Genomic DNA, 17578 nt, shown 5'->3' with positions numbered 1-17578 from the left:
GTGGCAAATGCAGCGGCAACCCCGACAAACCTGTCCCCGGAAACGGGGGCAGGCGTCATTGGCGTACACGGCGTAACCAAGCGCTTTCCCGGCGTGATCGCGGTCAACAACGTGTCGCTCACATTTCATCCCGGCGAGGTTCATGTCCTTCTGGGCGAGAACGGCGCCGGCAAATCGACGCTGGTCGGCATTCTCTCCGGGCTGCAGTTGCCGGATGAGGGTTACCTCTCGCTCAATGGCGAGAAAGCCCGGTTGGCGAGCCCCTCGGCCAGCCTCGATGCCGGCATCAGCACGGTCTTCCAGCATTCGATGCTGGTGCCGACGCTGACGGTTCTGGAGAACCTGACGCTCGGCGCGCCCTGGTATCAGCGTCCGCCCCGGGCCCGAATCGCGGCGCGCATGGAGGAACTGAAGCGGCAATTCGCGCTTTCCCTCCCGCTCGACGCCATCACCGGCGAGCTTTCGCTCGGCCAGCAGCAGCAGATCGAGATCGCCCGCGCGCTTTTGCGCGACAGCAAGGTGCTGATCCTCGATGAAGCGACATCCATGCTGACGCCGCAAGGCGCGCAGGAGCTTGGCGAGCGGATGCAGCAGTTGGTCAAGAGCGGGCTGGCGGTGATCTTCATCACCCACAAGCTTGCCGAGGCCTATCGCTACGGCAACCGTATTTCCGTGCTGAAACAGGGCGCGCTTGCCGGCGAGATGGGGCCGGAACAGCTCAAATCCATGTCCGAGGACGAGGCGGTGGACGAGATTGTCCGTCTGATGTTCGGCCGCGAGGCCGGGGCCACGTCCACCGAGCACCGCAAGAGCACGGCCCGCGACACTATCGCTCTCAGGGTCGAGAAGCTTTCGACCGAGGGCGATGCCGATGTCATGGCGCTTCAGGACATTTCGCTGAGCCTCAGAGCCGGCGAGATCGTCGGTGTGGCCGGGATCGACGGAAACGGCCAGAAGCAGTTAGCCGAGGCCATGGCGGGCCAGCGGCCGCTCAAATCCGGGCGCGTCGAACTCGACGGCGAGGACATTACCCGCGCCTCCATTGCCCAGCGCCGCCGCAAGGGGCTGCGTTACCTGACGGATGACCGTCTGTCCGAAGGCTCGGTTGCCGCCTTTCCGATTTCGGAGAACACCGTCCTCAAGGATATCGGCCAACCGCCCTTCTGGGTGAATGGCGTGGAGCGCCCCCACCGCATCGCGGAGCACGCGCGCGACCTCATAGCACGGTTTTCGGTGAGCACGCCGAGCGAGGTCACGCCGATCGGGCGGCTTTCGGGCGGCAATATCCAGAAGGTGTTGCTGGGGCGCGAACTCTCCGGAGAAGCCCGCGTCGTGGTGTTCAACAAACCCACCTACGGGCTGGACCTCCAGAACATCGATACATCGCGCCAGCGCATCGCCGACATCGCCGAACGTGGGCTTGGCGTGCTGTTGATCTCGACCGACCTCGACGAGCTGATGGCGCTGTCGGACCGGATCGCGGTGATGGAAGGCGGCCGCATCCGCGGCATCGTCGAAAATGACGGCAGCGGCGAGGCCCTGCGCCTGCGCATTGGCCGGATGATGGCCGGCGAGGAAGAAGTGAAACAGGCGACGGCATGACCATGCAAGACCAAATCAACACGGCGGATACGCCAACCGATACCGCGGGAGCCACGCGACCGGCCAATGAGCGCAATGCGTTCCAGCGCATTCTGACGCTCACCGTCGGCCCGATCATCGCGGCCTTCCTGCTGTCGGCGATCATTCTGGTGCTGGTGGGCGTCAACCCGCTGACCTATTACGGCTACATCCTCGAGCGCTCGCTGTTTTCCTCATTGGGCCTGCAGCAGACGGCGACCCGCATGGCGCCGCTGCTGTTTCTTGCCGCCGGGCTGATCGTCGCGTTCCGCGCGGGGATCTGGAACCTCGGCACGGACGGGCAGTTCCTGCTCGGCGCTGTTGCCGCTGCCGCGACCGCGCCGCTTCTGGTCGGCATCCTGCCCGGTTGGGCGGTGTTGCTGGTCGGTTTCCTGCTGGCCGCCCTCGTCGGCGCGCTGTGGTCGGTCATACCGGCGCTGCTCAAGGCCTATCAGGGCGTGAACGAGATCATCACCACCTTGATGATGTCGTTTCTCGGCGTGCTGCTGGCCGCGACGCTGGTCAAGCTCATCTTCAGGGATCCGGCAACCACGGTGCCGCAGACCCGCACCCTGCCGGTGGACGACCGCCTGCCGCGGCTGTTTGACACCTCGATTTCCAGCGGGCTGATCTGGGGGCTGATCGCCGTTCTGGCCGTCCATCTGATGATGACCCGCACATCCTTCGGCTTGCGGCTGCGGATGGTGGGGGCCAACCCCGTCGCCGCGACCCATGCGGGCCTCTCGGTGCCGCTCCTGACTATGGCGACGTTCGGGCTTTCGGCCGGGCTTGCCGGGCTCGCCGGCGCTTCCGAAATCCTCGGCGTTGCCGGCAATGTGCCGGCCAACTGGAACCCCGCCTATGGGTTGATGGTCATTCCGCTGGTGTTTCTCGCCCGCTTCAACGGCTTCGGCGCGATCGTGCTGGTCTTCTTCTATTCGGCGCTGATGATCGGCAGCGAAAGTGCCGCGCGTCGTCTCGGCGTGCCACAGAACTTCACCCTCGTGCTGGTCGCAAGCCTCCTGATCTGCCTCGGGCTCGGCGAATATATCGATCAGCACAAACGCAAGAAGGAGCGTTGAGATGGGCGGATTGCTAACCGAGGCGTTCCTGTCGTCTCTTCTCACCGGTGCGATCGTCGCCGCGATCCCGATGCTTCTGGCCGGTCTTGGTGAGCAGATGTCGGAAAAGGCGGGCGTGCTCAATATCGGCATCGAAGGCATGATGCTGATGGGGGCCTATATGGGCTTTCTCGTGGCCTTCAAGACCGAGTCCCTGTGGCTGGGCTTTCTGGGTGGCATCCTTGGCGGCGTTCTGGTCGCCATCGTCATGGCCGTGCTCTGCGTGCGTCTGGGCCTGAACCAGATCGTGATCGGCATCGGCCTGACGCTTGGTGTGGAGGGGCTGACCGCACTGCTCCATCATTTCCAGTTCTCGCGCACCTATCCGCGCCTGCCGGCGCCGGAGCGGCTCAACATTCCGGGGCTGACGGACTTGCCGGTGATCGGGCCATCGCTCTTTGGCCGTCATCTGATCGTCTACTTCGCGCTTGTCGCGGTCGCGGTGCTGGCGTTTCTCTATCGGCGCACCAATCTCGGCATGACGCTCCGCGCCGCCGGCGAGCGGCCGGCGGCACTCGACGTGGCAGGCGGCAATGTGCTCGGCATCCGCGTCTTCGCGGTGCTGTTTACCGGCGCCATGGCGGGGCTCGGCGGCGCCTATCTCGCCAATATCGGCGCGGGACTGTTCCTGCCCTTCATGACCGGCGGTGCGGGCTTCATCGGCATCGTGCTTGCCATGCTGGCGCGGGGGCGGCCGCTCTGGGTGCTGATCGGCTCGCTCATCTTCGGCGCGGCGCTTTCGCTGACCACGGCCCTGCAGGTCGCGGGCTCGACCATTCCCACCGACGTCATCCAGATGCTGCCTTTCGCAGCGGTGATGCTGGTCCTCGTGCTTTTCGGCCGCCGGGCGAAACTGCCTGCAGCACTCGGCGCTGCTTACGAACGCGGCGCCCGCTGAAGGGCGTCATCCACCCATTGCGGGTCCGGGAGAGACCCTGAAAACCTATAGGAGAAGTGACATGGCTGACACCAAGGTATTCCTGCTCGATGGCGGTTCGCTGGTGCTCGACGGTTTCCATATCTGGTGGAACAAGGGGCCGGGCGGCGAGGTTCGCTTTCCCGTCTATTCCGTGCTCGTCGATCACCCCAAGGGCAAGTTCCTGATCGATACCGGCTATGATTTCGACCACGTGCAGAAGGTATTGCCGTTCGAAAAGCCGCAGCAGACCAAGGATCAGACCATTCCAGGCGCGCTCAAGCTTCTGGGACTGGAGCCGAAGGACATCGACGTCCTGTTCAACTCGCATTTCCACTTCGACCATGTCGGCGGAAACAAGTTCTTCCCCGATGCCAAGAAGATCTGCCACAAGGACGAACTCCCCCAGGCCGCCAAATGCCAGCCGTTCGAGGTGCTGGGCTATTCCGACCTCGCCTTCTCCACCGATGTGGCGGAAGCGCGCGGGATGAGCGATCAGCTCGGCGCCGGGCAGACGGCGGCCAACACCAAGTTCGAGCTGATCGAGGGCGATGTCGAGCTCGCGCCGGGCGTGACGCTGATCTACACGCCGGGCCACACGATCGGGCACTATTCGCTGCTGGTGGAATTCGACACCCGCCGTCCGCTGCTGCTCACGCTTGACGCCGCCTATACCCGCAAGAACTACGACAATGACATCAATGCGGGCTTCCACATTGATCCCGTGGCCGGCGTCAATTCCATGCGCCGCCTGAAGGAGATCGAGAAAGCGAAGAACGCCGAGGTTCTGTTCAGCCACGACCCGGAGAGCTTCAAGGACTACAAGACCGGCGTCAATTTCTACGGCTGAGGAGGAGCAGATGAAATATCCTGAAACCAAACCGCCGGTCTTCACCCTGACGGCCGGCCCCGTGGACGCCTACCCGGAAGTGCTGCGCGCGCTCGGCACCACGGTGCTCTACGATTACGACCCGGCCTTCCAGGCCTTTTTTGAGGATCTCACCTTGAAGGCGCAGAAGGCGCTTAGCTGCGACCTGCCGCCGCTGATCCTGCAGGGCGAGCCGGTGCTGGCGCTGGAAGGCGCGGCCGCCTCGCTGATCGCGAAGGATGACGTGGTCCTGAACCTCGCCTCCGGCGTCTATGGCAAGGGCTTCGGCTACTGGGCCGCGCGCTATGCCAAGAAGGTCGAGGAAATCGAGGTGCCCTACAATACCGCGATCGACCCCGAACAGGTCCGCGCCTTCCTCAAGGCGCATCCCGAGGTCAAGATCGTCTGCGTCTGCAACCACGATACGCCGTCGGGCACGCTGAACGATATCGATGCGATCGGGGCGGTTGTCGCCGAGGCCGGCGCGCTTCTGTTGGTCGACGCGGTTTCCTCCTGGGCCGGCATGCCCACGAGCCCGACGTCGAGCCAGGCAGCGATTTACGTCACCGGCCCGAACAAGTGCCTGGGCTGCCCGCCCTCGCTCTCGCTGGTCGCCGTATCCGAAGCGGCATGGGCCAAGATCGAGGCCAATCCCGACGCGCCGTTTGCCTCGATGCTGAGCTTTACCGACTGGAAGAACGCCTGGAAGAAGACCGAACCCTTCCCCTTCACGCCGTCGGTGGCCGAACTCAACGGTCTGAGCGCAGCGCTCGACCGCTATCTCGAAGAGGGGCCGGAAGCCGTGTGGAAGCGCCACGCGGTGACGGCGAGGGTCTGCCGGGAAGGCATCAAGGCCATGGGTGTCGACCTCTGGCCGGTCTCAGAGGAGATCGCCTCGCCAACCGCCACGGCAGTGAAGATGCCCGATGGCATCGATGCCGGGCCGGTGCTGGCGGAGGCGCGGGCGCGATACGGCATCTCCATGTCAGCCGGCCGGGCGGAAACGCTCGGCAAGCTGATCCGCATCGGCCATATGGGCCCGACGGCTCAGCCGGCCTACGCGCTTCTGGCCGTCGCAGCCATGGGCGGGGCGCTGAAGGCATTGGGCGCCAAGGTGGATGTGGCGGCGGGACTTGCCGCGGCACAGGCCACCTGGGACGCAGCAATCGACGCATAAAGCCGGGAACGGCGATAATGAAAGGAAAGAGGGAATGAGTACCAGTCTTGAAGGCCGCAAGGCCGTTGTCACCGGAGCCGCGCAGGGCATTGGCAAGGCCATCGCCAGGGCGCTCGCCGAAGCCGGCGCGAAGGTCGTGATCTCCGATATCAACGGCGAGGGCGCAAAGGCCGCCGCCGCAGAGATCGGCCACGGCGCGGTTGGCGTCGCCTGCGATTCCACCAAGGTGGACGAGGTCAATAAAATGCTGGAAGACGCCGCCGAAAACGGCGCCATCGACATCCTCGTCAACAACGCCTCCATCGTCCCCTATATTGCCTGGGACGATGTGGATCTGGCCCACTGGCAGAAGATCATCGACACCAACCTGACCAGCGTGTTCATCGCCAGCCGCAAGGCGACCGACATGATGCGCGCCGCCGGCCGCAAGGGCACGGTGCTCAACATCGCCTCGAACGCGTTCTATGCCGGTACGCCGAACATGTCGGCCTATGTGGCGGCCAAGGGCGGCGTGGTCGGCTTCACCCGGGCGCTGGCGACGGAAGTCGGCAAATACGGCATCCGCGTCAACGCGGTCACGCCGGGCCTGATCGAGTCCGACGGCGTGAAGGGTAGCCCGCATGCCGAAAGCTTCGGCTTCGTGGAGATGCTGCAGGCCATGCCCGGCAAGGGCCAGCCGTCGGACATCGCCAAGATCGTGGCCTTCCTGGTCTCCGACGACGCCGGCTGGATGACCGGCCAGTGCGTCAACGTCGACGCCGGCATGATCCGGCTGTAGAGCGTTTGGCGATCTGAGGGATTACTCGGAACCAGTCGCCCATCGTGCTATCGCCATGATCCAAGCCATGCATGTCGTGGCCGGCATCTTGTGCGGCGATGCTTCTCACGGCGAAGGGCACGGTCACGGTGCCGGCCTTTTCGAAGGTCAGTTCGGCGGCGGCAGCACGAGCCAGAACGTGACCGGACGACTGAACGTGCGGTTCTGAAAACGCAATACCCCCGGCGCTGGCAACGACCGGGTTGTATGTCCGGTCATGTTGTGATCCGGCCCGTTGTGGAGCGCCGATCTGATCCATTCAGATCGGCGCTCTATCCATTTGTATTAGCCGAATAATCTTGTCGCTTATCGCCTCGATCGGATTATGCTCCAGATTCCTTTTGTCGTGTTAGCGGCAAGCCGAATTCCACTTTTTCGCCCGACGCGTTACCGGCGAGCTTGCACGATCAGCGTCACCGGCATAGGCAGGCCGCTTCGAGAAACGCGCTCTTTTGCTGAATGAAACTATTGAAGAAGTCCCGAATTAATTTCTCTCCGGTCGCCCGAAAATAAGTAATAAATAAATAAAATTACTATATTAGAATACTAGTAAATTAATTGTTATATTTTTACAATAGTAAGAAAAATACGAACACGTATAAAAATTTATGTATTTAAATATAAACTTAAAGGTGTACCCATACATTTGGTATCTAATGCATAAGAATTTAGTGATTCTAGATGTGTGGCGACATGTTCTTATGGAGGGTGAAATGTTGTTGAATTGCGGATGGGCTGAAGGTGCGAAGACGCTCATTTCCTTGAAGGATGCCCGCAGCTGCGTTCATCTGGCACAGCACAGGAGCCTCCTCTCCGGCACTGCAGTGGCCGGCCTTCTGGCGCTTGGGTTGTGCGCAGCCGGGGCTGATCCCGCCGGGGCCCAAACCTATGTCTGGAACCCGGATGGCGCGAGTGTTCCGGCCGGCGGCACGACCCTGGCCGATTCGGGAACATGGTCCACTTCCGTTGCGGCATGGACGCTGCAGTCATCCGGAGGCCCCGCGACGGTCGCCTGGCCATCGAGCACACACGGGCTCATCGCGCTCATCGGTGACTACACGGGCATTTTCGGGCCGGTTGCGCCAGACGTCTTTATGGTCACCGTCGATGGCACGATCATGTTTGACACGCTGACCCATGCGGAACCGAGTTTCGGGCAGCAAGGTCCCACCATTCTCTTCTCCGGCGGCAAGTTGGAGTTCGCGCCCGGCGGAGCCACGGATCATGCCACCTTCGGCGGCGGCGTTGGGTCTAGCGGCGGCACGCCGATTTACGCCTTCGACAGCGTCCTTGCGGACGGAACGAACGGAAACGGCGACCCCGTGACGGATCTCGTGATAACCTCCGGTGCCGTGTTTCTGAAGAACCCGACCTATTCGGGCAAAACCACGCTTGAGGAGGAAGCCTTCCTGCAGCTCGGCGCGAATTCGGGAGGCAATAATTACAACAATATTCCTGCCGATACGTCGGTCAATGGCGAAATTATCCTCAAGAATAACGCAATTCTTTCCTATGCCGCGGCAACCGCAACGGATTATGCCATCGGCGCAATCTCTTCCGCCAGTGCAGGGGATACCGGCGCAATCGTCCTCATCACCGGCGCCATGACCGGCGTAAGCTATCGCTACAATCAGGACAATTCCGGTTTCATCGGGACGACGATCCTGCGCAGAACGCTCAACGCGAGCACCGGCAAGGTCGGCGGAGTGTTCTCGATCGAAGCCAACGGCATCTACAATGGCGAGCAGGGGACGACATTCACGACCAATTCGCTTTCGTTCCAGAGTTATTCGCCGGGCGGAACCATCAACGCGTACTTCACTTCGAATACCGGCGGTGCGGCATTGCTCCAGACCGGCACTCTCGACACCACATACGGTGTGCTGAACGTCAATCTCGACGCCACGATCTCCGACCTCGCCGGCGTCTACAACATCATCGCGTTCAGCGGCGCCGCGACCATGGTGCCGAACACGCTGTTTTCGTCCGCGCCCGGCTTCACGGGCCAGACGCCTGGAATCTATTATTTCGAGACGACAGCGACAAGCGACGGCATCCTCCGCCTGATCGTGCTCGACGCGCAAGATGAGCTGGCGCAATACTGGAACGGCGGCGGCAGTACCGGAACCTTCACCGGCGGCAGCGGCACCTGGAACGCCGCCAATGCCAACTGGGCCTCGGATCCCTCCGCCACAGGCCAGTCCGCGTGGGCCAAATCCGTCGGCGTCTTCCAGGGGACCGGTGATACGGTCACCGTCAGCGGGGCGCTTTCCTTCGATCGCCTCGATTTCGAGGCCGACGGCTACAGCCTCACAGGCGGCCCCTCGGATTCCCTGGCCCTGTCGCCCTATTCCGCCTCCAACAGCGCGATCACAGTTGGCGCAGGCTTCAACGCCACCATCGACGTCGATATCTTGGACGGGAGCAAAATCAATGGCGGCGGCACCGTCAACACGCTCAATAAGCTCGGCGACGGCAATCTCGTCTTCACCGGCACCAAGAGCTATACGGGTCTCACGACCGTAGAGGAAGGAACCCTCACGCTCGGCGACGGCGTAAGCGTCGGGAGGCTGACGGGAGGCGTCACGGTGAAGGCCGGTGCCTATTTCGGCGGCGCAGGCTCGGCGGCGAAAGATGTGACCATGGAGCTCGGCTCGACCCTTACTGGATATCAGGGAGGGACGCTCAATATTCTGGGAGAACTTGACCTCGCGACCGACACGTACATAAACGTCGCTCTGAGCGCGCCCTCAAGCACGGCGATGTTTATTGCACAAAATTTGAGCACGGCCGGCGCGGGCGCAACATCCGTCGATGTGACCGGAGTTGGCTTGGCGCCCGGTCGCTACGCCTTGCTCAACTATTTCGCAGCCGCTGCAGGAGATCCTTCGCTTGACATCGTGATCGGATCCGGGGCGCCGTCGGGCAGCTATATCGAGAATTCGCCGGTCGGCAATGTCTATGTGGTTATAGGCGGCGGATCGGTGGTCAGTTTCAGATACTGGGATGGCCCGACGACAAGCGGCGCCGGCGCGATCGGCGGCGGCACGGGCATTTGGAACACGGCGGGCACAAACTGGGGCGACGCCGATCCTGCCACGGCGCACGGCGCCTGGAACCAGGGCGATATCGCGATCTTCGAGGCGGGCGCGGGAACGGTGACAGTCGACACCGCGGGTGGCGCCAATCCAATCGAAGCCTCCGGTCTGCATTTTGCCTCTGACAATTATTCGATCGTCGGAGACGAACTGACGCTGACCGCGTCAAACCCCGACAACCTCGCGGAAATCGCCGTTGGGCCAGACGCATCCTATGTCGCAACCATCGACGCCAAACTGGGCGGCACGGCCGGGATCAACAAGACCGCGGGCGGCACGGTCGTTCTGACCGCCGACAACACCTATACCGGCGGCACGCAGATTTCCATCGGCACTGTCTCTGTTTCGAAAGACTCGAATCTTGGCGATAGCGCCGGTGATCTGACCCTTGCCGGCGGCACGCTTCTGGCGACCTCGGGGTTCACCTCGGGGCGCGATGTCGCGATAGACCAGCACGGCGGAACGATCAATGTTGCCGATGTCACCGCGCCCCTGACACTGTCCGGCACGGTTGCCGATGCTGGCGGCCATGCCGGCATGCTTACCAAAACGGGAGCGGGAACGCTCGTGCTCTCGGGCAACAACAGCTATTCCGGCGGCACTGCGGTATTGGCGGGCGCGGTTTCCGTCGGAGCGGATGCCAATCTGGGCGCGGCGTCGGGCGGTGTCATGCTCAACGGCGGTACGCTCATGGCAACCGCCGGATTTTCCACCGGCCGCAGCGTCACGCTTGGCAATAGCGGCGGCACGATCGACGTGCAGGGAGGCGGCGCAACGCTTACGGCCGCGGGCACATTCGTCAACGCGGCCAGCCAGGTCGGCAGTCTCACCAAGACGGGGGCCGGTACGCTGGTCATGGTTGCCGACAATACCTATTCGGGGCCAACCACGATTTCGGAGGGTATACGCTTCAGGTCGGCAACAGCGGGAATACCGGGTCTCTTAAGGGAGACGTCGCGGTCGCCGGAGGCGCCAATTTCAACGTAATGCGCAATGCCGACTGGACGTTCGGCGGCACCCTTTCCGGTGACGGCAACTTCAATCAGACAGGAACCGGCACAACGACGCTGACCGCCGACAGTTCCGGTTTCAAGGGCGCAAGCGCAGTCACTGCCGGCGGTCTTTCCGTCACGGGCAAGCTCGGCGGCGTTCTTTCCGTAAGCGGCAATGGCACCCTGACCGGCACGGGCGTTCTCGGCAATGTTTCGGTGCGATCCGGCGGTACGATATCGCCGGGATCGACCGCAAGCATCGGATCGCTTTCCACTGGCGACCTCGATTTCGCTCCGGGTTCGACCTATGTCGTCAACCTTGACGGTTCCGGCAATCATGACGAGCTGCTCGTGGACGGAACGGCGACGATATCGGGCGGGACAGTGAACCTTTCATCCGGAAACGCCACAGTAACCGACGGCGAAACGGTGACAATCATTTCGGCGACAACCTCTGTGGTGACAACGGACGGCGATGGTGACGGCACCAGCGGCTTCAATCCGAAGCTCAATCACTCGGCCTATGTCGACGCCGATATAGGCTATACGCCGACGACCGTCTTCCTGACGCTGAAGGATCTGACCAATGGCGGCACAACGCTTTGCCTGCCCGGCATGACCGCCAACCAGTGCAGCACGGCCGGCGGCATCAACAGTCTCGGGCCGAACAGCTCATTGCCGGGCATTATCCGCGGCCTTCCTGCCGACAAGTTGGGACCGGCTCTGGATCAACTCTCGGGCTCGTCGCTGGCATCCTTGTACAGCGCCATGGCCCAAAACAGCCGGTTCGTCCGTGAAGCGACGGACAGACATTTGCGCCAGACCTTTAACGGCGTAGCCACCGGGGCGCCGATAGCCACGGCCAGCAATTATGCCGAGGAGACGCCGACTGATTCCGTGTTCTCGGGCTTTGTGGAAGACAATTCCGGCATCGATCTATGGGCCACGGGCTATGGGGACTGGAGCCGCACGAAGGGCGACAACCTCGGTGAACTGAAGGGATCTGTCGGAGGCCTCTTCGTGGGCGCCGACATTCCGGCCTTCGACACAATGCGCTTCGGCGCTATGGCCGGCTACGGGGCGACAAGCTACAAGAATGACTCGCCGGCTTCTTCGGCCACAAGCCAGGATTTCACCCTTGGTCTTTATGGCGGCGGCGTCTGGGATGCGGTCAGTGCCACCTTCGGCACGGCCTATACCTGGCAGGATATCACCTCCAAGCGGGACATCAGCATACCGGGCCTGCAAGAGCAGGAGCGCAGCGAATTCGAGGCGGGTACCTATCAGATCTATGGTGACCTGAGTTATACGTACGAAGCCGGAGAGAACCTGCAGGTATCGCCCTTCCTCAGCGCCGCCTACGTCAATACGAGTTCGGGTTCGTTTGGCGAATCCGGCGGTTCGGCTGCGCTGCAGGCCGGCTCGAGCAGTTTCAATACTGCCTTTACGACGCTCGGCGTGCGCATGGCTCAACCCTTCATGATCGGCGAGTCCCAGCACGAAATTTCGGGCTCGGTCGGCTGGCGCCACGCCTATGGCGATGTCGATCCCTCGATCTCCGTCAACTTTGTCGGCGGCACGCCCTTCGGCGTCACCGGCATACCGCTCAGCGAGGATCAGGCCGTCGTAACAGTCGGCTGGCAAACCAGTCTAAAGGACAATCTCGACTTCGGACTGGACTATACCGGTCTTTTCGGGGACGGCTATACAAGTCAAAACGTCACCGGGCGCGTGAATATAAGGTTCTAGATGTGATCTTTCAGGAGGTTGTCCATTCGGAGCAGTCCGAGGAGACTGGAGTTACCACGCTTCAGCACTCACCGGAGGCCCCGAATGAACATTCACAAGAATGCCCGACTGACACCGCTGCGTCGAGAGGAGATGGCTGTTGCCGTGCTCGACGGTACACTCACGAAGGCGCAAGCTGCTAGAGCGCCGGATTGAAAATAGGAATCGATGGATTCCCATTTTCATTGAATGATGATTCACTTGGTCAGAAGGTGCTTCATGGCCAAGACTTATTCTTCCGACCTTCGTTCGCGGGTTGTCGCCTATGTCGAGGCTGGTCATTCGCGTCGTGCCGCTGCCCGTCACTTTGGGATCAGCGAAAGCTTTGCGGTAAAGCTTTTGCAGCGTGTTGCCAATATGGCTCGCCTGCCTCAAGTCGTCGTGGGCGACCATGCGGCGACCGGCTTGTTTTCTTCGAACGGTTCCTGATCAACGCGGTCGAGACGCAGCCCGACATCACCATGCCGGAATTGGCGAAGCAGCTGTTTGAAACCCATCAGATGAAAGCTGATCCGGCCGAACTCTCCCGGTTTCTGTGCCGTTGCGGCTTCTCCTATAAAAAAACGCTGCTGGCATCGGAATGCGCACGCGCTGACATCGCCGAAGCCCGGCGAATATGGCGGCAGTCGCGTCAGCCGCTGATGCGCGAACAACCGGGCCGTCTTGTTTTCATCGATGGTGAGAGAGACGAGTGGCTCTCGAACGCCGTCACCACCAAAATGACGCGCCTACGTGGGCGAAGTCGAAAGGGCGAGCGTCTCAAGACGCATGCGCCGTTTGGCCATTGGGGGACGCAGACCTTCATCGCCGCACTGCGCTGCGACGGCTTGAGCGCGCCCTGGATCATCGACAAGGCCATGAACCGCGCCGCCTTCGATACCTATATCGAGACCCAGCTCGCGCCGACGCTGTCCAGAGGCGACATCTTCATTCTCGACAATCTGGCTGTTCACAAGAGCGCAAAGGCGGCCGAATGCCTTCGCCAGAAAGGGGCGTGGTTTCTCTTCCTGCCGCCCTACAGCTCCGATCTCAACCCGATCGAAATGGCTTTTGCAAAGCTCAAGGCCCATTTGAGAACCGCAGCCGCAAGAACCTTCGAGGACCTGTGGAGGGCGATCGGCAATATCTGCGATCTCTTCAGCAAAGACGAATGCTGGAACTTCCTCAAAGAGGCTGGGTATGCGTACAATTAAATATCCGGCGTTCTAGCTTTCGGTTTCAGGTCGGCGGGGAGCATGGCCTGCGCGCAGGTATTCGACGGGCGTCACCGGCTTGCGGCCAAGGAGTTTATCCAGGTCGCCGCTCTCGCCGTCCCATTCGCCGGCGTTGACGCCCTGCACCCATCTCAACATGAAACCGGCAGCCGGTTCGGGCAGCCCCAGTGACACGAGTTGGGCGATGTAATCACGGTCCGACATGGCGTTGAACGGCACGGCCTTGCCGCTGATCTCGGAGAGAATCTGCGCAATGTCGGCGAACGACACAGCCGGACCGCCATAGAGCGCGTAGTCCTTGAATTCATGCCCGGCTTCGCTCAGCACCACGGCATGCGCTTCTGCCAGATCTTCACGGCTGGCGTAAGCCGCCTTGCCGGTCCCGGCCGGCGCCAGCACGCCTTTCTCCAGCGGATGTCCGCCTGCATAGTTTTCAATATTCTCGAGAAATGGCGGATGGCGCACCAGCGTGTAGACCAACCCGGACGCCTTCAGGCGCTCCTCGACGAAGCGATCTTCGTCGGTGACCTGCGGCATGTGGAAGTCGGAACCCGCCTTTCGGATGATCGGCATGAAGACGATATGCCCGACGCCGGCCTGCTTTGCCGCGTTGATGACGTTGTCATGCTGGGTATTGCGATCGGTAAAGGCTGTGGCGGACACGAGCATGACCTTGCCGATGCCCGCGAAGGCGCCCACCAGCCCCTCGTGATCGAAGTAGTCGCCCTGGCGAATCTCGATCCCCTTGGCGGCAAGATCCGCCGCCTTGGACGGGTCGCGGGCAAGGCCGACCAGATCGCTGGCGGGCACGCGTTTCAGAAGATGTTGCAGGGTCATGCGGCCGATATTACCGGTCGCGCCGGTGACGAGGATCCTGGTCATGGATTTTCCTTTCGGTTTATGCGGTCGGTGCGGCGCGGAGCGTCGACATCGTCGTCCAACCCAGTTAAGACGAGGCAGACTTTCGTTCCAGTACCCACTATTTTGTAAGTATCGAATTTAGGAGATCACAATGAGCGAGACGCATTTCCAATGTGGCCTGGAAGCGGTGCTGGCCATCCTCGGCGGAAAGTGGAAGCCGCTTATTGTCTATCATCTCGCTTTCGGCCCGAAGCGCACCGGGCAACTGCGCCGGCTGGTCAACAATGTGAGCGAAAAGATGCTGATCCAGCATCTGAAGGAGCTGACCGATGACGGCGTCGTTCACCGCATCGATTTCCAAAAAGTGCCGCCGCATGTCGAGTATGAATTGACCGACTTTGGCCGAAGCCTAGCCCAGCTTCTCGCGCCGCTCTGCGAATGGGGAACGCACCACAACGCGGAAATCGCAAGGATCGTAGAAAACCGCGATCAAGGAGCGAAGGTGGTTTAGCTGCCTCAGGCCGCCCGCACTCAGAAAAAGCGGTGCCGCGCGAACTGGCGCGACGCCGTCTTGGGTTCCGGGCGCTATTCCCCATGAACGCGCAGGCGATCGCAATCGCGTTCACCTGCGCGTCGGTTTCGGGCGAATGTCGCATCAGTCGTAATCGGCCGACCGGGCGATTTCCTGCTGCAACTGATCGATCTTTGCGCCGGCCCACTGCCGGGCGTCTTCGCCGAACACGAACCGCGCCGGCGGCTCGTCCTGTAAAGCAAGCACCACGATCCGCGCTGCGAGCAGCTTCGGATCGCCCGGCTGGTTGCCGTTCGCGCCATCGACGAACGCGCGATATTGCGCAATCGCCTCGGCATAATCCGGAATGTCGATGCTGCCGAAACGTGCAGACTTGCCGTCCATGAAGTCGGTGCGCAGCATGCCCGGCTCGATCAGCAGCGAGCGAACACCGAGCGGCGCCAGTTCCTGCGCAAAACCTTCCATCCACCCCTCGACCGCGAATTTCGACGCCGAATAGACCGCGCCACCGCCATTGGAGACCAGCCCGCTGACCGAGGAAATAGTGATGATGAGGCCGGCGCGACGCCGACGCATGTAAGGGGCGATCGCGCGCGCCACGTTCATCGTGCCGAACAGGTTGACCTCGAGCTGCCGCCGCACCGCTTCATCGGTAAAGGTCTCGAAGAAACCCAGCTCGGCATAGCCGGCATTGTTGACCAGCACGTCGATCGCGCCGAACCGCTCGGCGGTCTCGGCGGCCGCCGCATTGGCGGCCTCGGCATCGGTGATATCGAGCGCAAGCGCGTGCAGGCGATCGTGGTCCCCTAAGGCCGTGCGCACCGCTTCGGCGGAGCGCGCCGTCGCCACCACCGTTTCGCCCGCTTCGAGCGCCGCGCGCGCGATCTCGCGTCCAAGTCCCCGGCTTGCGCCGGTCACCAACCAAATCTTTGACATCGTCGTCTCCTTGCTCTTGTGCAGTTGCCGACTATGTAGCTAGGCTAATGGATGAGTATAACCGCCTAATGAGTAATAGGCCCCAGTAGCAGGAGTCATCAATGCGTCCGGATCAGTTCGGCGACCTCGCCATCTTCGCGGCAATTGCCTCCGAGCGCAGCTTCACCCGTGCCGCGCAGCGGCTCGGCGTCACCCAGTCTGCATTGAGCCAGACCATGAAGCGACTGGAGGACCAGCTTGGCTTTCGCCTGCTCACCCGCACGACGCGCAGCGTCGCTCCCACCGCTGCCGGCGAGCGTCTGCTTGCCACCCTCGCGCCGGCACTGGCGGGGCTGGATGACGAACTCGAGGCGCTCTCCCATGCCCGCGGGGCCGCGATCGGCACGGTTCGGATCACGGCGGGCAAACACGCGGCGGACACGGTGCTGTGGCCGATGCTCCCAGCCTTCATGCGCCGCCACCCGGGCATCGAGGTGGCGGTGAGCGTGGAGGACGATATGACCGATGTCGTGGCGGGCCGCTATGATGCGGGCATCCGGCTCGGGGAGCGGCTGGAGAAGGACATGATCGCGCTTACGGTCGGGCCGCCGCTGCGCGTCGCGGTGGTGGCCGCACCCGGCTATCTGCGCGAGCATTCCACGCCGGTGGAGCCGGCCGATCTCACCGCCCATCGCTGCATCGCCTATGCCGACGCGCAAGGCAGGCTGTCGCCCTGGTCATTCGAGCGCGACGGCCGCGCGGTGACGGTCAAGCCAGGCCGGGGACCGGTCTTCAACGACGGCGATCTCCTGGTCGCCGCCGCCCTGGAAGGTTTCGGCATCCTCTACATCCTGGAGGACCTAGTGGCGGCGCCGATAGCCGATGGCCGCCTCACCCGCCTGCTGGAGCCCTGGTGCGAGCCGTTTTCCGGCTACCACCTCTATTACCCCGATCGGCACGGCACGACCGCTTTCGAACTGTTCAAGGAAGCGCTTCGCGCAGAAAAGGCAGCGCGCTTCGTGTTTCAGGAGTGAGTTGGTCGTGTCGCGATGTGTGCAGCCCGAAGACATAGGTAACAGAATGTACCTACGACATGGGTGACAACCCGGTGCAGAACGGGTTGTCGATGGTCTGCATTGTTCTCTGTTCCAATCGATATATCCGAGATCGTAGCGCACGAAGCTGATCAGCCAAATGCTGTCGACGATCTCCTTGATGCTGAGTTTCTGACCGGCAAGCACGGTCGAGGCATTGTTTTTTTGCGCCATGCAGGTTCGACCGCATGCCGTGACGATGATATCGCGGTCGTGGAAGGGTAGCCGTCGAGTTTAGCAGGGTCGTGCAGCGCAAGGGTCCTGTTCTCACGGCGTGCGATCGACTTTGCCTGTCTGACGGCAGCATCCACATCGGCAGCGGTCATGACGATCGCAGCACGCGCCAGGTCATCGATATCGCCCGCTGGCCATGGGCGTCTGTGTCGTAGCGGCTGCCGGCGACGTCGACCTCATCGAAGAACAGGATTGATGACTTCTTTGCAATCGCCCCGGCGAACAACCTGCGCATAGCCGCCAGCATGTCACCGAGATGACCGGTGGATTGCCACTCGGCAAAGCTTGCTTGCACGCAGTCGACACCAGCGCTTGCCGCCATGGGGCGGGC

Annotated in this window: 14 protein-coding genes and 3 pseudogenes; 12 read left to right on the top strand and 5 right to left on the bottom strand. The window is 62.1% G+C overall.

Translation table 11 applies throughout. From position 1 onward, the window contains the following. The 6 genes from V6767_RS10600 (at position 1) to pldH (ending at position 6480) form a co-directional block, all read left to right on the top strand. Entirely contained in the window at positions 1-1602 is a 1602-nt protein-coding gene (locus V6767_RS10600; RefSeq protein WP_448473458.1) for a putative B6 ABC transporter ATP-binding protein, read from the top strand. Next, complete coding sequence (locus tag V6767_RS10595) at positions 1599-2702, top strand: putative B6 ABC transporter permease subunit 2 (RefSeq protein WP_448473457.1); 1104 nt, start codon at positions 1599-1601, stop codon at positions 2700-2702. Before V6767_RS10600 ends, V6767_RS10595 begins: the two co-directional genes overlap by 4 nt. A 1-nt stretch (position 2703) precedes the next feature. Further along, positions 2704-3639: a putative B6 ABC transporter permease subunit 1 gene (locus V6767_RS10590; RefSeq protein ID WP_448473456.1), complete on the top strand. Its 936-nt coding sequence runs from the start codon at positions 2704-2706 to the stop codon at positions 3637-3639. A gap of 61 nt (positions 3640-3700) precedes the next feature. Then, positions 3701-4507, top strand: a complete 807-nt coding sequence (pldA, locus tag V6767_RS10585) for a 4-pyridoxolactonase (RefSeq protein ID WP_448473455.1) — start codon at positions 3701-3703, stop codon at positions 4505-4507. 10 nt (positions 4508-4517) lie between these two features. Next, positions 4518-5702: a pyridoxamine--pyruvate transaminase gene (ppaT, locus tag V6767_RS10580; RefSeq protein ID WP_448473454.1), complete on the top strand. Its 1185-nt coding sequence runs from the start codon at positions 4518-4520 to the stop codon at positions 5700-5702. A gap of 34 nt (positions 5703-5736) precedes the next feature. Then, entirely contained in the window at positions 5737-6480 is a 744-nt protein-coding gene (gene pldH / locus V6767_RS10575; protein ID WP_448473453.1) for a pyridoxal 4-dehydrogenase, SDR-type, read from the top strand. On the opposite strand, the gene V6767_RS10570 is transcribed toward pldH, so the two are convergent. Then, positions 6449-6778 carry a hypothetical protein gene (locus V6767_RS10570; protein ID WP_448473452.1) on the bottom strand — a complete coding sequence of 110 codons (330 nt, stop codon included), beginning with the start codon at positions 6776-6778 and terminating at the stop codon, positions 6449-6451. The two genes, pldH and V6767_RS10570, sit on opposite strands and share 32 nt — an antisense overlap. Positions 6779-7280: 502 nt before the next feature. Between V6767_RS10570 and V6767_RS10565 the strand changes: the two genes are divergently transcribed. The 4 genes and pseudogenes from V6767_RS10565 to V6767_RS10550 all read left to right on the top strand — a co-directional run bounded on the left by V6767_RS10565 (position 7281) and on the right by V6767_RS10550 (position 13590). Next, positions 7281-10604 carry an autotransporter-associated beta strand repeat-containing protein gene (locus tag V6767_RS10565; RefSeq protein ID WP_448473451.1) on the top strand — a complete coding sequence of 1108 codons (3324 nt, stop codon included), beginning with the start codon at positions 7281-7283 and terminating at the stop codon, positions 10602-10604. Continuing rightward, positions 10604-12358, top strand: a complete 1755-nt coding sequence (locus tag V6767_RS10560; protein WP_448473450.1) for an autotransporter outer membrane beta-barrel domain-containing protein — start codon at positions 10604-10606, stop codon at positions 12356-12358. The genes V6767_RS10565 and V6767_RS10560 overlap by 1 nt, the downstream gene beginning before the upstream one ends. Before the next feature lie 84 nt (positions 12359-12442). Next, a pseudogene (locus V6767_RS10555) lies at positions 12443-12541 on the top strand (IS481 family transposase); the annotation flags it as partial. A gap of 75 nt (positions 12542-12616) precedes the next feature. Next, a protein-coding gene (locus V6767_RS10550) for an IS630 family transposase (protein ID WP_448473449.1) occupies positions 12617-13590 on the top strand; the annotation gives its coding sequence in 2 pieces (ribosomal slippage) (positions 12617-12752 and positions 12752-13590; 975 coding nt in all). A gap of 12 nt (positions 13591-13602) precedes the next feature. On the opposite strand, the gene V6767_RS10545 is transcribed toward V6767_RS10550, so the two are convergent. Further along, a complete protein-coding gene (locus tag V6767_RS10545) occupies positions 13603-14493 on the bottom strand; it encodes an SDR family oxidoreductase (RefSeq protein WP_448473448.1) in 891 nt (296 codons plus the stop codon). A 130-nt stretch (positions 14494-14623) separates the two neighbouring features. Here V6767_RS10545 and V6767_RS10540 point away from each other — a divergent pair, with 130 nt between their 5' ends. After that, on the top strand, positions 14624-14983 hold the full coding sequence (locus V6767_RS10540; protein WP_448473447.1) for a winged helix-turn-helix transcriptional regulator: 360 nt from the start codon (positions 14624-14626) through the stop codon (positions 14981-14983). A gap of 144 nt (positions 14984-15127) precedes the next feature. Here the strand turns inward: V6767_RS10540 and V6767_RS10535 are convergent, their stop codons facing one another. Next, complete coding sequence (locus V6767_RS10535; RefSeq protein WP_448473446.1) at positions 15128-15940, bottom strand: SDR family NAD(P)-dependent oxidoreductase; 813 nt, start codon at positions 15938-15940, stop codon at positions 15128-15130. Positions 15941-16041: 101 nt separating this feature from the next. Here V6767_RS10535 and V6767_RS10530 point away from each other — a divergent pair, with 101 nt between their 5' ends. Then, positions 16042-16953, top strand: coding sequence for a LysR family transcriptional regulator (locus tag V6767_RS10530; RefSeq protein ID WP_448473445.1), 912 nt, complete (start codon positions 16042-16044; stop codon positions 16951-16953). Between the two features lie 52 nt (positions 16954-17005). On the opposite strand, the pseudogene V6767_RS10525 reads toward V6767_RS10530, so the two are convergent. Beyond that, positions 17006-17235: pseudogene (locus V6767_RS10525) on the bottom strand (hypothetical protein); the annotation flags it as partial. A 100-nt stretch (positions 17236-17335) separates the two neighbouring features. Then, a pseudogene (locus V6767_RS10520) lies at positions 17336-17575 on the bottom strand (AAA family ATPase); the annotation flags it as partial. Positions 17576-17578 lie beyond the last annotated feature (3 nt).

The sequence above is a fragment of the Martelella sp. FLE1502 genome (genome assembly GCF_053484255.1).
This window is presented reverse-complemented; position numbering and strand designations above follow the sequence as displayed.

What these genes read in the sequence shown, in the direction of transcription:
- V6767_RS10540 (WP_448473447.1), top strand. Translation starts at nt 14,624, where the DNA reads ATGAGCGAGACGCATTTCCAATGTGGCCTGGAAGCGGTGCTGGCCATC.
- V6767_RS10530 (WP_448473445.1), top strand. Translation starts at nt 16,042, where the DNA reads ATGCGTCCGGATCAGTTCGGCGACCTCGCCATCTTCGCGGCAATTGCC.
- V6767_RS10595 (WP_448473457.1), top strand. Translation starts at nt 1,599, where the DNA reads ATGACCATGCAAGACCAAATCAACACGGCGGATACGCCAACCGATACC.
- ppaT (WP_448473454.1), top strand. Translation starts at nt 4,518, where the DNA reads ATGAAATATCCTGAAACCAAACCGCCGGTCTTCACCCTGACGGCCGGC.
- V6767_RS10560 (WP_448473450.1), top strand. Translation starts at nt 10,604, where the DNA reads ATGCGCAATGCCGACTGGACGTTCGGCGGCACCCTTTCCGGTGACGGC.
- V6767_RS10590 (WP_448473456.1), top strand. Translation starts at nt 2,704, where the DNA reads ATGGGCGGATTGCTAACCGAGGCGTTCCTGTCGTCTCTTCTCACCGGT.
- pldH (WP_448473453.1), top strand. Translation starts at nt 5,737, where the DNA reads ATGAGTACCAGTCTTGAAGGCCGCAAGGCCGTTGTCACCGGAGCCGCG.
- V6767_RS10570 (WP_448473452.1), bottom strand. Translation starts at nt 6,778, where the DNA reads ATGGATCAGATCGGCGCTCCACAACGGGCCGGATCACAACATGACCGG.
- V6767_RS10545 (WP_448473448.1), bottom strand. Translation starts at nt 14,493, where the DNA reads ATGACCAGGATCCTCGTCACCGGCGCGACCGGTAATATCGGCCGCATG.
- pldA (WP_448473455.1), top strand. Translation starts at nt 3,701, where the DNA reads ATGGCTGACACCAAGGTATTCCTGCTCGATGGCGGTTCGCTGGTGCTC.
- V6767_RS10535 (WP_448473446.1), bottom strand. Translation starts at nt 15,940, where the DNA reads ATGTCAAAGATTTGGTTGGTGACCGGCGCAAGCCGGGGACTTGGACGC.